We start from the raw sequence: 13,567 nt of genomic DNA on the forward strand, positions 1-13,567 counted from the left end.
TTGCGGCCCGTCTCGTCACGCCCGTGCGGTGTGAGGCGCTCTTGACAGGACCGAAACAGAAGGGACCCGGACCGGAAACCGCCCGGCGGCACGCTTTTCCGACATGACAGACGGTGCACGCACGGCGACGCAACCGGGGGTGCGCCCCCGGGAGGCGGCCACGCACTGCCCGTACTGCGCGCTCCAGTGCGGCATGGTGCTGCGCGACTCCGCCGACGGCGTCGAGGTCGCGCCGCGCGACTTCCCCACCAACCGGGGCGGGCTGTGCCAGAAGGGTTGGACCGCCGCCGAGCTGCTCGACCACCCGGAACGGCTGACCACACCGCTGCTGCGCGACCGGCTCGGCGGCGAGCTGCGCCCGGCCGGCTGGGACGAGGCGCTCGACCGGATCGCCGCCGCGCTGCGCACGATCGCCGGCCGGCACGGCCCGGACGCGGTCGCGGTCTTCGGCGGCGGCGGGCTCACCAACGAGAAGGCGTACGCGCTGGGCCGGTTCGCCCGGGTGACGCTCGGCACCCGGCACATCGACTACAACGGACGCTGGTGCATGTCGTCCGCCGCGGCGGCCGGGAATCGCGCCTTCGGCATCGACCGGGGGCTCCCGTTCCCGCTCACCGACCTGGACCGGGCGGACACGCTGCTGCTGGTCGGCGCGAACCCGGCCGAGACCATGCCGCCACTCATGCGGCACGTAGCCGACCAGCGCGAACGCGGCGGCCGGCTGATCGTGGTCGACCCGCGGGCCACGGCCACCGCGCGCCAGGCCGACCTGCACCTGCAACCGCTGCCCGGCACCGACCTGGCGGTGGCGAACGCGCTGCTGCACATCGCACTCACCGAGGGTCTCGTCGACCGCGCGTACGTGTCGGCGCGGACCACCGGCTTCGACGAGGTCCGGCGGACGGTGGCCGGCTGTTGGCCGGCGGAGGTGGAACGCCTCTCCGGGGTGCCGGTGGCCGATCTGGAGACCGCCGCCCGGGCACTGGCCACCGTGGACCGGGCGATCATCCTCACCGCCCGGGGCGCGGAACAGCACGCCAAGGGCGTGGACACGGTCACCGCCTTCGTCAACCTGGCGCTCGCGCTGGGCCTGCCCGGCCGACCCGGCTCCGGCTACGGCTGCCTGACCGGCCAGGGCAACGGGCAGGGCGGCCGGGAACACGGGCAGAAGGCCGACCAGCTCCCCGGCTACCGGCGGATCGACGACCCGGCGGCCCGGGAGCACGTGGCCCGGGTGTGGGGGGTCGACCCGGCGACGCTGCCCGGGCCGGGGGTGCCGGCCTACCAACTGCTCGACTCGCTCGGCACCCCGTCCGGGGCGCGGGCGCTGCTGGTGTTCGGCTCGAACCCGGTGGTCTCCGCGCCGCGCGCGGCCCGGATCGAGTCCCGGCTGCGCGACCTGGACCTGCTCGTGGTCGCCGACTTCCTCCGCTCGGAGACCGCCGAGCTGGCCGACGTGGTGCTGCCGGTGGCGCAGTGGGCCGAGGAGGACGGCACGATGACCAATCTGGAGGGTCGGGTGCTGCGCCGCCGCGCGTTCCGTGAACCGCCCGCCGGCGTCCGTACCGACCTGGAGGTCCTCGCCGCGCTCGCGGCCCGCCTCACCGGCGGCGAGCCGTTGCCGACCGACCCGCGTGCGGTGTTCGAGGAGCTGCGGCGGGCCTCGGCCGGCGGTCCGGCCGACTACGCCGGCATCACCTGGGACCGGATCGACGCCGACACCGGCGTCTTCTGGCCCTGCCCGGACCCCGACCGGCCGGACCGCCCCCGCCTCTTCGCCGACCGGTTCCCCACCCCGGACGGCCGGGCCCGCTTCCACCCGGTCACCCACCGCCCGGCCGCCGAACCGGTCTGCGCCGAGTATCCGCTGCACTTCACCACCGGCCGGGTGCTCGCGCACTACCAGTCCGGCGCCCAGACCCGCCGGGTGGCGGCGCTGCGCCGGGCCGCTCCCGGCGGGTTCGTCGAGCTTCACCCCGACCTGGCCGCCCGGCTCGGCGTGACCGAGGGGACGCCGGTGCGGGTGGTCTCCCGCCGGGGCGAGCTGTGCGCGCCGGCCCGGCTCAGCCCGGCGATCCGGCCGGACACCGTCTTCGCCCCGTTCCACTGGCCCGGCGCGGCACGGGCCAACTCGGTCACCAACGACGCCGTGGACCCGGTCTCCGGGATGCCGGAGTTCAAGGTCTGCGCGGTCCGGGTGGAGCCGGCATGACCGGGCGGATCGTCGTCGTCGGTTACGGCATGGCCGGGGCCCGGCTCGTCGCCGAACTGCACGCGCGGGGCGGCGACCGGCGGATCACCGTGCTCGGGGCCGAGCCGCACCGGGCGTACAACCGGATCATGCTAGCCACGCTGCTGGCCGGGAAGGTCGACGAGGCGGACGTGGAGCTGGTCGAGGCCGGCGGCCCGGGCGTGGACGTGCGGACCGGCACGCCGGTCGCCGCGATCGACCGGGCCGCCCGGGAGGTACGCACCGGCGACGGCGGCCGGCACGGATACGACCATCTGGTGCTGGCCACCGGCAGCCGGGCCGTGGTGCCGCCGCTGCCCGGGCTCGACCCGCTGCCCGACCGGGTGGTCCCGTTCCGCACGCTCGCCGACTGCCGGCGGATCCTCGCCGCCGCCCGGGGCGCCCGCCGCGCCCTGGTGCTCGGCGGCGGGCTGCTCGGCCTGGAGGCGGCCCGCGGCCTCGCCACCCGAGGGCTCGACGTGACCGTGGTCCACCCGGTCGGGCACCTGATGGACCGGCAGCTCGACCCGACCGCCGGCGCGGTCCTCGCGGCCACGCTCGCCGGACTGGGCGTCCGGGTGCGCCTCGGCGTACCGGCGACCGGGGTGACCGTCGACGCCGGCGGCGTCCGGCTGCGCCTGGCCGACGGCGCACCGCTCACGGCCGACCTGCTGGTCCTCTGCTGCGGCGTACGCCCCGACACGGCGCTGGCCGCGTCGGCCGGGCTCACCGTCGACCGGGGCGTGGTGGTGGACGACCGGATGCGGACCAGCGACCCACGGATCTCGGCGATCGGCGACTGCGCCCAGCACGACGGGACGCTGACCGGGCTGGTCGCGCCGGCCTGGGCGCAGGCCCGGGTGGTGGCCGACGTGCTCACCACCGCCGATCCGCTGGTCCGCTACCGGCCCCGGCCGGTGGTGACCCGGCTCAAGGCGGCCGGCATCGACCTGGCCGCGATGGGCGACGTGGCCGGCGGGAACGGCCCGGGCGAGGTGGCGGGCGCGCCGAGGGCCGGCGCGCCGGGCGGGAGCGGTCCGGTGGAGGAGTTGACGTTCGCCGACCCGGCCCGGGGCACCTACGCCCGGCTGCGGATCCGCGACGAGCGACTGACCGGCGCGATCCTGCTCGGCGACAACCCGGCGGTCGGTGCCGTGGTGCAGCTCTTCGACCGGGGCGCCCCGGTGCCGGCGGACCGGCGTTCGCTGCTGCTCGGCCGGGCGTCCGGCACGGTTCCGGCCGAGCCGGCCGGCTCCCCGGCGCTGATGCCGGACGCGGCCACCGTCTGCCGGTGCAACGACGTGACCAAGGGCGCGCTGGTGGCGTGCTGGCGGGCCGGCGCGCGGACGGTCGCGGCGCTGTCCGCGGCGACCCGGGCCGGCACCGGCTGCGGCGGCTGCCGGGACGCGGTGGCCGGCATCGCCGGCTGGCTCGCCGAGGCCGACCCGCCCGCGAACGCGGAGGAACGGGACGGGGACCCACCGGCCGGCGCGGGCTGGGCCGGGGACGAACGAGGCGCGGGGACGGACCGCGCGGTGGTGGAGGTGACGCGATGAGCGAGCGAACCGGCAGGCTGGTGGTCGTCGGCAACGGCATGGTCGGGCAACGCTTCGTCGAGGCGCTGCGGGCCCGCGACCGGGACGGGCGCTGGCGGGTCACGGTGCTCGCCGAGGAGCGGTGCCCGGCGTACGACCGGGTGCGGCTCTCGGCCGTCTTCGACGGCGTCGGCGCCGACGAGCTGAGCCTGCACATCCCGGACGACGGGGTGGACCTGCGGCTGGGCGAGCCGGCCACCGGCATCGACCGGGCGCGGCGGGTGGTGACCACGGCGACCGGGGAGCATCCGTACGACGCGCTGGTGCTGGCCACCGGGTCGTCCGCGTTCGTGCCGCCGGTGGACGGCGCCGACCTGCCGGGGGTCTTCGTCTACCGGACCCTGGACGACCTGAGCGCGATCCGGGAGCACGCCCGGGGCCGGCGCACCGGCGCGGTGATCGGCGGCGGCCTGCTCGGCCTGGAGGCGGCGAACGCGCTGCGCCTGCTCGGGCTCGCCACCGCCGTGGTCGAGTTCGCGCCCCGGCTGATGCCGGTGCAGGTGGACGACGCCGGCGCGGCGATGCTCCGCCGGTACGTGGAGGAGCTGGGCGTCACCCCGTACCTCGGGGTGGCCACCACCGCGCTGCGGCCCGGGCCGGACGGGACGGTGGCCGCGCTCGCCCTCGCCGACGGCCGCGCAGTGGACGCGGAACTGGTCGTGGTGGCGGCCGGGATCCGGCCCCGCGACGAGCTGGCCCGCTCGGCCGGGCTGCCGCTGGGCCCGCGCGGCGGGGTGCTGGTGGACGCGGCCTGCCGGAGCGCGGACGAGCGGATCTGGGCGGTCGGCGAGTGCGCGGCGGTGGACGGCACCTGTCACGGGCTGGTCGCGCCCGGGTACGCGACCGCCGAGGTGGTCGCCGACCGGCTGCTCGGCGGGGCGGCCACGTTCCCCGGCGCGGACACCGCCACCAAGCTCAAGCTGCTCGGCGTCGACGTGGCCTCGTTCGGCGACGCGCACGGCGTCACCGCCGGCAGCCTCGACGTGACGTACACCGATCCGGTCACCCGGTCGTACGCGAAGCTGGTCCTCTCCGACGACGCGCGGACGCTGCTCGGCGGCGTGCTGGTGGGGGACGCGAGCGCCTACCCGACGCTGCGGGCGAGCGTCGGCGGCCCGCTGCCCGCTCCCCCGCTGGCGCTGCTCGCCCCGGCCGGCGGCCCGGGCGCCGGCGCCGGCGCGCTGCCGGCCGCCGCGCAGGTCTGCTCGTGCAACGCGGTGACCCGGGCCGACCTGGACGCGGCGATCGCCGGCGGGGCGACCGACGTGCCGGCGCTGAAGGCGTGCACCCGGGCCGGCACGAGCTGCGGCTCCTGCGTGCCGATGCTGAAGCAGCTGCTGGACGCCGCCGGGGTGCGGCAGTCCACCGCGCTCTGCGAGCACTTCGACCTCAGCCGGCAGGAGCTGTTCGACCTGATCCGGGTCCGGGGCGTGCGCACCTTCTCCCGCCTCGTCGCCGAGCACGGGCGCGGGCGCGGCTGCGACATCTGCAAGCCGGTGGTGGCCTCGATCCTGGCCTCCCTCGGCGCCGGTCACGTGCTCGACGGCGAGGCGGCGTCCCTGCAGGACACCAACGACCACTTCCTGGCCAACCTGCAACGCGACGGCAGCTACTCGGTGGTGCCCCGGATCCCCGGCGGGGAGATCACCCCGGAGAAGCTGATCGCGATCGGCGAGGTGGCCCGCGACTTCCAGCTCTACACCAAGATCACCGGAGGGCAGCGGATCGACCTGTTCGGCGCGCGGGTCGACCAGCTGCCGCAGATCTGGCGCCGGCTGGTGGACGCCGGCTTCGAGTCCGGCCACGCGTACGGCAAGGCGCTGCGCACGGTGAAGTCGTGCGTCGGTGACACCTGGTGCCGGTACGGGGTGCAGGACGCGGTCGGGCTGGCGGTCGCGCTGGAGCTGCGCTACCGGGGCCTGCGCGCCCCGCACAAGCTGAAGTCGGCGGTCTCCGGCTGCGCCCGCGAGTGCGCCGAGGCGCGCGGCAAGGACTTCGGCATCATCGCTACCGAGACCGGGTGGAACCTGTACGTCGGCGGCAACGGCGGCTTCCGACCCCGGCACGCCGACCTGTTCGCCACTGATCTGTCGACGGACGCGCTGATCACCCTGATCGACCGGTTCCTGATCTACTACATCCGGACGGCGGACCGGTTGCAGCGCACGGCCCCCTGGATCGAGGCGATGGACGGCGGCCTCGACCACCTCCGGTCGGTGCTCGTGGACGACTCGCTCGGGCTCTGCGCCGACCTGGACGCGGCCATGGCCCGGCACGTCGCCACCTACTCCGACGAGTGGCGGGCCGTGCTGGACGACCCGGCGCGGCTGCGCCGCTTCACCTCCTTCGTCAACGCCCCGGACGTGCCGGACCCGTCCATCACCTTCGCCGTGGAGCGGGGCCAGCCGGTGCCGGCCCGCGGCGCGCCGCCGGGCCCCGAACGCCGCCGCCAGCCCGTCGTGCTGGGCCTGCCGGAGGTACGGCGATGAGCCCGGCCACGACGCTGGCCTGGACGCCGGTCTGCCCGCTCGACCGGCTCGACCTGGACCGCGGCGTCGCCGCCCTGGTCGACGGGGTGCAGGTCGCGCTCTTCCGGACCGCCGCCGGGCTCTTCGCGGTGGACAACCTGGACCCGGTCGGCGACGCGTACGTGATGTCACGGGGCCTGGTGGGCAGTCGCGGCGGTGTGCCGACGCTCGCCTCCCCCCTGCACAAGCAGGTCTACGACCTGACCACCGGCCGCTGCCTGGACCTTTCGGGGGTGGTGCTGCGGCGGCACCGGGCGCGCTGCCGGGACGGCCTGGTCGAGGTGCGGCTGCGGCAGGAGGAGTGAATGCGGGACGAACTGGCGGGCTTCACCATCGGGGTCACCGCGGACCGGCGGCGCGACGAACTGGCCGCGCTGTTCCAGCGCCGCGGCGCCCGGGTGGTGCTCGCCCCGGCGCTGCGGATCGTGCCGCTGGCCGACGACAGCGACCTGCGCGAGGCCACCCGGGCCTGCCTGGAGCACCCGCCGGACGTGTTGATGGCCAACACCGGCATCGGGATGCGGGGCTGGCTGGAGGCGGCCGAGGGCTGGGGGCTGGCCGAGCCGCTGCACGCCACGCTCGCCCGCGCGTACGTGGTGTCGCGCGGGCCGAAGGCGACCGGGGCGATCCGCGCCGCCGGGCTGCGTGAGCACTGGTCGGCCGCCTCGGAGAGCTGCGACGAGGTGGTCGAGCACCTGGTCCGGCGCGGGGTGGCCGGCCAGGTGGTGGCGTTGCAGCTGCACGGCGACCGGCAGCCGGAGTGCACCGGGGCGCTGGTCGCGGCCGGCGCCACGGTGATCGAGGTGCCGGTCTACCGCTGGGCGCCGCCGGCCGACCCGGCGCCGCTGCACCGCCTCATCGACCTGGTCGCCGGGCGGCTGGTCGACGCGGTCACGTTCACCTCCGCCCCGGCGGCCGAGGCGCTGCTCCGGGCGGCCGGGGACCGGACCGAGACGGTGCTGGCGGCGCTGCGCGGCGACGTACTGGCCGGGTGCGTGGGCACGGTCACCGCCGAGCCGCTGGTGCGGCGCGGGGTGCCGGTGAGCGCGCCGAGCCGGGCCCGGCTCGGCGCGCTGGTCCGGACGATCGTCGAGGAGCTGCCCCGCCGCACCGTCTCGGTGAAGGCGGCCGGCCACGTGCTCACGTTGCGCGGTCACGCCGCCGTGGTGGACGGGGAGCTGCGCCAGCTGGCGCCGGCCCCGATGGCCGTGCTGCGGGCGCTCGCGGCGTCACCGGGGAAGGTGCTCTCCCGCACCGCGCTGCTGCGGACCCTGCCGCGCGGTGCCGACGAGCACGCCGTCGAGATGGCGGTGGCCCGGCTGCGGGTGGGGCTGAGGGCGCCCCGCGTGGTGCAGACCGTGGTGAAGCGCGGCTACCGCCTGCGGGTGGACTGACCCCGGCTCAGCCCCGTCGCGTCGCGCGTCCGCCGCCCCCGCCGCCGCCGACCTGAAGGTCGACCAGGGCGAGCAGGAACGCCGACGCGTGGCGGGCCTCGTCGTGCGCGATCTCGGCGAACAGGTCCGCCGCCTCGTCCTCACCCACCGAGGCCGCCTGCCGGGAGAAGGCCGGGTACATGGTGCCCGCCTCGTAGACCTCGCCGTCGACCGCGTCGCGGAGGTTGTCGGCGTCGGTGCGTACCAGCCCGGCGAGCGTGGCCGCCTCGGCGAAGTGCTCGCCGAGTTCCTGGCCGGCGGTGTTCTCCCAGAGCTGGGCCAGGCGCGGCCGGCCGCCGTCGCGGGCGTGCCGGGCGTAGAGGGTGTACTTCGCGTACGCGAACGCCTCGCCGCGCACCGTCGCCTCCAGGTTGTCCTGGGTCGCGCCGGAGCAGACCGGCCGACCGGCGACGATGGCCACCGGCGGGACGGCCTCGCCGACCGGTATCCCCACGCCGGAGCCCGGGTGGGTGATCGCGTACGACGCGAGGCGGAAGCGGGCGGCGTGCCGGGCCTCGTCGGCGGCCAGTTCCTGGAACAGCCGCGCGGCGCGGGGGCAGCGGTCCCGGCGGGCCTGCTGGGCGTAGCCCGGGTAGACCACGGTGGCCTCGTGCCACTCGCCGTTGATCGAGTCGCGCAGGTTCGCCTCGTCCGAGCCGACGAAGCCGATCAGCGCGGCCTCCTCGGTGAAGTGCTCGTTCAGCTCGGTGTCGCCGGTGGCCCGGAACAGGTCGGCGATGTCGTCATGGCCGTTGCCTGCCGCCTCCGCGCCGTACGCCAGGTACTTGGCGTGGGCGAAGGCCTCCCCCTCCATCGCCGTCAGCGTGTTGGCGCGGGTCCTGGCGTCCGTCACCGCGGCCTGCGCGGGCGCCGCCGTCAGGCCCGCACCGAACAGGGCGCCGACGACCAACGCGGTGATGCCTCTGACTGTCCGCATCGGGATTCCCCTCTCACTTGGCACGCCGTGAAGAGTCATTCACACAGCGTGACGATGTCCGGGGGAATCCTAAGTTTGCGCAGGTCAGTGGCGGAACAACCGCGATCCGGCGGGTCGCCCGGCCACTGCGGGCGCCGCCGCGAACAACGACAAATCCGGCTCAGCCCACCGAGGCCGGGTAGCCGTGCTCGGCCTGGAGCCGGAGCATGGCGTGCTCCACCACGGTCACCAGCACCTGCTTGACCGAGTCCCGCCGCCGGGCGTCGCACATCACCAGCGGCACGTCCGGCGAGATGGCGAGCGCCTCCCGGATCTCCTCCAGTTCGTAGTGCGGCGCGTCGTCGAACCGGTTCAACGCCACCACGTACGGCAGCTTGCGGTTCTCGAAGTAGTCCAGCGGCGCGAACGCGTCGGTGATCCGGCGGGTGTCCACCAGCACCGCCGCGCCCACCGCGCCCCGGATGATCTCGTCCCACATGAACCAGAAGCGGGTCTGGCCCGGCGTGCCGAAGAGATAGAGGATCAGGTCCTCGGCCATGGTGATCCGGCCGAAGTCCATGGCGACCGTGGTGGTCTCCTTGCCCGGCACCTTCGACGGATCGTCGATGCCCACGCCGGCCGCGGTCATCAACGCCTCGGTGGTCAGCGGCTGGATCTCGGAGATCGCCCCGACCAGGGTGGTCTTGCCCACCCCGAAGCCACCCGCGATCACGATCTTCGCGGAGATGATCTCCCGGCCGCGGCTCGCCCCGTCGGGGTCATAGTTCGCGAAGTCCACTTAGCACCCTTCCAAGCAGGTTCATCCGCGCCGCGAAACCCGTCGCGGGAGCGGCACTGTGTAGCGTCAGCAGGCCCTCGGCCACCATGTCGGCGACCAGCACCCGGGTGACGCCCAGCGGCATCCGGGTGTAAGCGGCGATTTCCGCCAGCGACTGTGCCCGGCCTTCACAGACCGAGGAGATGCGGTACTTGTCGTGCCCGGCGAAGCGCGCCTCGGCGGACTGGGTGGCCGTGCTCGACAGCACCGCCTCGAGCGCGATGTTCTGCAACGGCTCGGTGCGGCCGCGGGTGACCGCGTACGGTCGCACCAGCGCGCCGCGCGGATCACGTCGCGGTTCCATCTCGCGATCACCTCCCCTCGTACGGAGCCGGACCGGCCCCGGCTCACCCGGTCAATCAGCCGGTCAGGACCGGACGGCGTCCCTGGGCAGCGGCACCAGCGCCTGGCCGACCCGCTCCACCAGCAGCGCCATCTCGTAGCCCACCTGGCCGACGTCGCAGCTGCGCGCCGCGAGCACGGCCATCGACGAACCGTCGCTGATGGACATCAGGAAGAGGTATCCGCTGTCCATCTCGATCACGGTCTGCAACACCCCGCCGGCGCTGAACATCCGCGCCGCGCCCTCGGTGAGGCTGACCACGCCGGAGGTGATCGCGGCGAGCTGGTCGGCCCGGTCACCGGGCAGGTCCCGGGAGGAGGCGAGGAGCAACCCGTCCGCGGACACCGCCACCACGTGGGCGATGCCCGCCACGCTGTCGGCGAAGTTGGTGAGCAACCAACCCATGTCCTGCATGGCCGCAGGCCTGTTCATCGGTTCGTCTCCTTGGTCGAGGTGCTGTTCAGGTCGGTGCCGGCCGTACGGCCCCGCTGGACGCCACGGTGGTAGGCGGAAAGCAGACCCCGTACCTCGTCCGGCGTGCGCCGGCTGCGGTCCCGGCCGCTCTTCGGTTCGATCCCGCCGGGCACGAGCTGCGCCTGCGGCACCCGCTTGGGCAGGCCGGAGCGGGTGGTGCCGCCGGTGGTGGGGTCCGCGGCCTGGCTGGCCCGGCTCCATCCGTCGTCGGCCGCCGTCCGCCAGGCCTCCGGGTCGATCGCCGGGGCCGCGGCGGGCGCCGGCGCCGGCGCGGGCGTCACCGGCCTGGCCGGCGCGGCCGGCGGCGGCGCCGCCGGTGTGCTCGGGACCGCAGGCGGGCTGTACGCGGGCGGGGTGGTCAGCCCGGACGCCTGGGCGCCCGGGGTACGGGTGGGCAGCGGTGGCCGCGCGGCCGCGGCGGGTTGCGCCGGGGCGGGCGGCGGCTCGTCGAACCGGGGCCGGGTGAAGATGGTGGTCTCGTCCTCTCCGTGCGAGCGGAACCAGACCGCCTCCATCTCCCGGAATATCGGCGCCTCGGCCGGCCGGTCCGGTCGGGCCACCACCGGCGCGGCCGGCGTGGTCTCGACCGCCGGCGCGGCGGCGAGCGGCTGGTAGGCGGGCGGGGCCGGCGCGGCGGCCGGCTCGGCCTCACCGCCCGGCGTCCGCTTGGGCAGCGGGTCCAGGGCGGGGTACGCGACCGTCGGCCCGCCCGCCGACCAGCCCGCGGCGGCGGCCGGGGCGGCGGCGGCCGGGGCGGCGGCGGACAGCCCGCCGAACTGCACGGCCGGGGTGGTGTCCCGCACCTCGGCGGGCGTCTGCCACCGCGCGGGCGGTGGGGTGGTCGTGTTGCGCCACTGGTCGGCCAGGGTGGCGGTGCCGCCCCGGCCGGCGCCGGCCAGCGCGTCGGCCGCGCTGACCTGGCTGAGCGGCGACGGCTCCACGGCCAGCGGCTGGCGCGGCCGGGTCAGCGGAGCCTGACCCCGGTTGGCCGGCAGCACCACGGTGGAGTTCGGCAGGGTGACCTGGGCGACCGTGCCGCCCTCGACGTTACGGCGCAGCTCGACCCGGATCCCGTAGCGGGAGGCGAGCCGGCTGACCACGGCCAGACCCATCAGCCGGAACGCGGCCACGTCGACGGTCGGCGGCGCGGCCAGACGCCGGTTGAGCGAGTCGAGCTGGTCGTCGGTGAGGCCGAGGCCCCGGTCCTCGACCTGGATCAGCACGTAGTCGCGGATCCGCCGGCCGTCGGCCACCACCACGGTGTTCGGCGGCGAGAACCGGCTGGCGTTGTCGAGCAGCTCCGCGACCAGCCGGACCACGTCGTTGACGGCGTGCGCGGCCACCGAGATGTCGGTGTCCACGGTGCCGAACTCGATCCGGTTGTAGAGCTCCACCTCGGACTGGGCGGCGCGCAGCACGTCGACCAGGAGCGCGTCGTCGCGGCGCGGCACGGCCGAGTCGGCCCCGGCCAGGACCAGCAGGTTCTCGTCGTTGCGGCGCATCCGGGTGGCCAGGTGGTCCAGCTCGAAGAGCTGGGCGAGCCGCTTCGGGTCCTCCTCGCCGCGCTCGATCGCGTCGAGTTCGCCGATCATGCGGTCGACCAGGCTCTGCGAGCGGCGGGCCAGGTTGAGGAACATCGCCGAGACGCTGGTCCGCAGCGCGGCCTGCTCGGCCGCGACCCGGACCGCCTCCCGGTGGACCACGTTGAACGCCACCGCCACCTGGCCGATCTCGTCGCGGTTGGTCAGCTTGATCGGGTCACGCACCTGCTGGACGATCTCGTCCACGCCGCCGTCGCCGATGGCGTTGACGTTCTGCAGCCGGCTCACCGCGTCCGGCAGGTCGTGGTTGGCCACCGAGAGCGCGCCCTCACGCAGCCGGCGCAGCGAGTCGTTGAGCGAGCGGGCGAGCACCACCGCGAGCGTCACGGCGACGGCCAGGGTGAGCAGCACGAGCAGGCTCTCCACGAAGGCCTGCCGGATCACGTCCGTGCGCACCGCGTCGGCGTCGGCGAGCAACTCGTCCAGGAGTTGGATCTCCGCCCACCGCATCAGGTCGTCGACCGCGCCGACGGCCTCGGACGCCTGCTTCCCGGTCACCAGCGCGGGCCTGCCGACCGACCGGGACAGGTCGCCGGCGACCCGGTCGGCGAGCTGGACGGCGTCACCCGAGACGGTGCGGTCCACCAGGGCCCGCTGCTCGGGGGTGGCGGACCGGGAGAAGGAGAGCAGCGCCTCCTGCTGGCCGGTCAGCGTGGCCACGAAGGAGGAGAACTGCTCCTCGTCGATCCGGCCGCCGGCGGTGAGCGCGGTGAAGGCGACCGCTTCCTCCTCCTGCACCTCGGCCTTGGCGTGGGCGAACGCGGCCACCGCGCGGCGGGCGTCGGCGAGGCTCTCCGCGCCGGGCTGCTGGGCCAGCGTGTCGCCGTACGCGACCAGGTCGTCGAGGACGATGCCGTAGCGCAGGCTGGCCTCGGCCACCGGCATCTGCGTGCGGTCGAGCACCTCCTGGCGGGTGCCGTTCAGCGTCTCCAGGTGGTCGTCGATCACCTTGAGCCGGTCCCGGACCGCGGCCGGCACGTCGCCGAGCGTGCCGCGCTCCTCCTTGTACGCCGCGATCCGCTCGTCGGTCTGACGCACCCGCAGGTTGTAGGCGTCCGGCTTCTGGGTCGGGTCGGCCAGGAAGACGGCCGCCGCCATCCGCTCCTTGTGCAGGTCCTGGGTGAGCGCCGAGACGTCGACCGAGACCGCGGTCAGCGCGCGGACCTGGTCCGCCTCGTACGCGCCCTGACCCACGGAAATGAGTCGGATAGTTGCCAGTGCAATGACAGCCGCCACCGGAACGACCAGGATGAGGGCGAGTTTGGAGCGGATCCGCGCGTCACGCAGCCGGGGCAGGAGCCGTCGCCGGTTCCGCTGATCGGCGTTGGGGCTCCCGGGCAGGGTCGTAGGTCCGGTGCTCACGACATCGCCTCCGTCGTTTCTTCCCCGCGTGGCCCGCTGACCCGTGCCTGGTGCAGCGGCCAGCGCCACACGCGGCACGGCCGCGATTTCATCAGACGAGATCCTTTTTGGGAAGCCGCGGTGAGGCAGGAAACGGTCGGTGTCGTCGCAAGCCGTGATCCGGTCACCTAATACCTTCTTTTCTCCAACGCCCTGAACTGGGGTTGTCACTCCAGAGTGGTCACACGTATCTGAGCAGTAATTGTCA

The 13,567-nt window shown here is 75.1% G+C and carries 10 protein-coding genes; 5 read left to right on the plus strand and 5 right to left on the minus strand.

The window, feature by feature from the left end; genetic code table 11:
* The first annotated feature begins 103 nt into the window (after positions 1 to 103).
* From ACGFI2_RS26425 to ACGFI2_RS26445, 5 genes are read left to right on the plus strand one after another with little or no spacing between them, the layout of a single operon-like run.
* Entirely contained in the window at positions 104 to 2,212 is a 2,109-nt protein-coding gene (locus ACGFI2_RS26425; protein WP_393521798.1) for a molybdopterin oxidoreductase family protein, read from the plus strand.
* Positions 2,209 to 3,786 carry an FAD-dependent oxidoreductase gene (locus ACGFI2_RS26430; RefSeq protein ID WP_393521800.1) on the plus strand — a complete coding sequence of 526 codons (1,578 nt, stop codon included), beginning with the start codon at positions 2,209 to 2,211 and terminating at the stop codon, positions 3,784 to 3,786. The genes ACGFI2_RS26425 and ACGFI2_RS26430 overlap by 4 nt, the downstream gene beginning before the upstream one ends.
* The gene (nirB, locus tag ACGFI2_RS26435; RefSeq protein WP_393521802.1) at positions 3,783 to 6,314 is read left to right on the plus strand and encodes a nitrite reductase large subunit NirB; all 2,532 of its coding nucleotides are present in this window, start codon (positions 3,783 to 3,785) and stop codon (positions 6,312 to 6,314) included. The genes ACGFI2_RS26430 and nirB overlap by 4 nt, the downstream gene beginning before the upstream one ends.
* Positions 6,311 to 6,658, plus strand: a complete 348-nt coding sequence (nirD, locus tag ACGFI2_RS26440) for a nitrite reductase small subunit NirD (RefSeq protein ID WP_393521804.1) — start codon at positions 6,311 to 6,313, stop codon at positions 6,656 to 6,658. The genes nirB and nirD overlap by 4 nt, the downstream gene beginning before the upstream one ends.
* Positions 6,659 to 7,747: a uroporphyrinogen-III synthase gene (locus ACGFI2_RS26445; RefSeq protein ID WP_393521806.1), complete on the plus strand. Its 1,089-nt coding sequence runs from the start codon at positions 6,659 to 6,661 to the stop codon at positions 7,745 to 7,747.
* Positions 7,748 to 7,754: 7 nt separating this feature from the next.
* Here ACGFI2_RS26445 and ACGFI2_RS26450 read toward each other — a convergent pair whose 3' ends face one another.
* The 5 genes from ACGFI2_RS26450 to ACGFI2_RS26470 all read right to left on the minus strand — a co-directional run bounded on the left by ACGFI2_RS26450 (position 7,755) and on the right by ACGFI2_RS26470 (position 13,320).
* Positions 7,755 to 8,723 carry a ferritin family protein gene (locus tag ACGFI2_RS26450; protein ID WP_393521807.1) on the minus strand — a complete coding sequence of 323 codons (969 nt, stop codon included), beginning with the start codon at positions 8,721 to 8,723 and terminating at the stop codon, positions 7,755 to 7,757.
* A 160-nt stretch (positions 8,724 to 8,883) separates the two neighbouring features.
* Entirely contained in the window at positions 8,884 to 9,501 is a 618-nt protein-coding gene (locus ACGFI2_RS26455; protein ID WP_091065903.1) for an ATP/GTP-binding protein, read from the minus strand.
* Positions 9,482 to 9,844: a DUF742 domain-containing protein gene (locus ACGFI2_RS26460; protein ID WP_091065900.1), complete on the minus strand. Its 363-nt coding sequence runs from the start codon at positions 9,842 to 9,844 to the stop codon at positions 9,482 to 9,484. The genes ACGFI2_RS26455 and ACGFI2_RS26460 overlap by 20 nt, the downstream gene beginning before the upstream one ends.
* 63 nt (positions 9,845 to 9,907) lie before the next feature.
* Positions 9,908 to 10,315, minus strand: a complete 408-nt coding sequence (locus ACGFI2_RS26465; protein WP_013288588.1) for a roadblock/LC7 domain-containing protein — start codon at positions 10,313 to 10,315, stop codon at positions 9,908 to 9,910.
* The gene (locus tag ACGFI2_RS26470; protein WP_393521810.1) at positions 10,312 to 13,320 is read right to left on the minus strand and encodes a nitrate- and nitrite sensing domain-containing protein; all 3,009 of its coding nucleotides are present in this window, start codon (positions 13,318 to 13,320) and stop codon (positions 10,312 to 10,314) included. The genes ACGFI2_RS26465 and ACGFI2_RS26470 overlap by 4 nt, the downstream gene beginning before the upstream one ends.
* Positions 13,321 to 13,567 lie beyond the last annotated feature (247 nt).

It is taken from the genome of Micromonospora sp. NPDC049282 (assembly GCF_043197045.1).
Lineage (GTDB): Bacteria > Actinomycetota > Actinomycetes > Mycobacteriales > Micromonosporaceae > Micromonospora.

What these genes read in the sequence shown, in the direction of transcription:
- ACGFI2_RS26425 (WP_393521798.1), top strand. Translation starts at nt 104, where the DNA reads ATGACAGACGGTGCACGCACGGCGACGCAACCGGGGGTGCGCCCCCGG.
- nirB (WP_393521802.1), top strand. Translation starts at nt 3,783, where the DNA reads ATGAGCGAGCGAACCGGCAGGCTGGTGGTCGTCGGCAACGGCATGGTC.
- nirD (WP_393521804.1), top strand. Translation starts at nt 6,311, where the DNA reads ATGAGCCCGGCCACGACGCTGGCCTGGACGCCGGTCTGCCCGCTCGAC.
- ACGFI2_RS26430 (WP_393521800.1), top strand. Translation starts at nt 2,209, where the DNA reads ATGACCGGGCGGATCGTCGTCGTCGGTTACGGCATGGCCGGGGCCCGG.
- ACGFI2_RS26445 (WP_393521806.1), top strand. Translation starts at nt 6,659, where the DNA reads ATGCGGGACGAACTGGCGGGCTTCACCATCGGGGTCACCGCGGACCGG.
- ACGFI2_RS26465 (WP_013288588.1), bottom strand. Translation starts at nt 10,315, where the DNA reads ATGAACAGGCCTGCGGCCATGCAGGACATGGGTTGGTTGCTCACCAAC.
- ACGFI2_RS26450 (WP_393521807.1), bottom strand. Translation starts at nt 8,723, where the DNA reads ATGCGGACAGTCAGAGGCATCACCGCGTTGGTCGTCGGCGCCCTGTTC.
- ACGFI2_RS26460 (WP_091065900.1), bottom strand. Translation starts at nt 9,844, where the DNA reads ATGGAACCGCGACGTGATCCGCGCGGCGCGCTGGTGCGACCGTACGCG.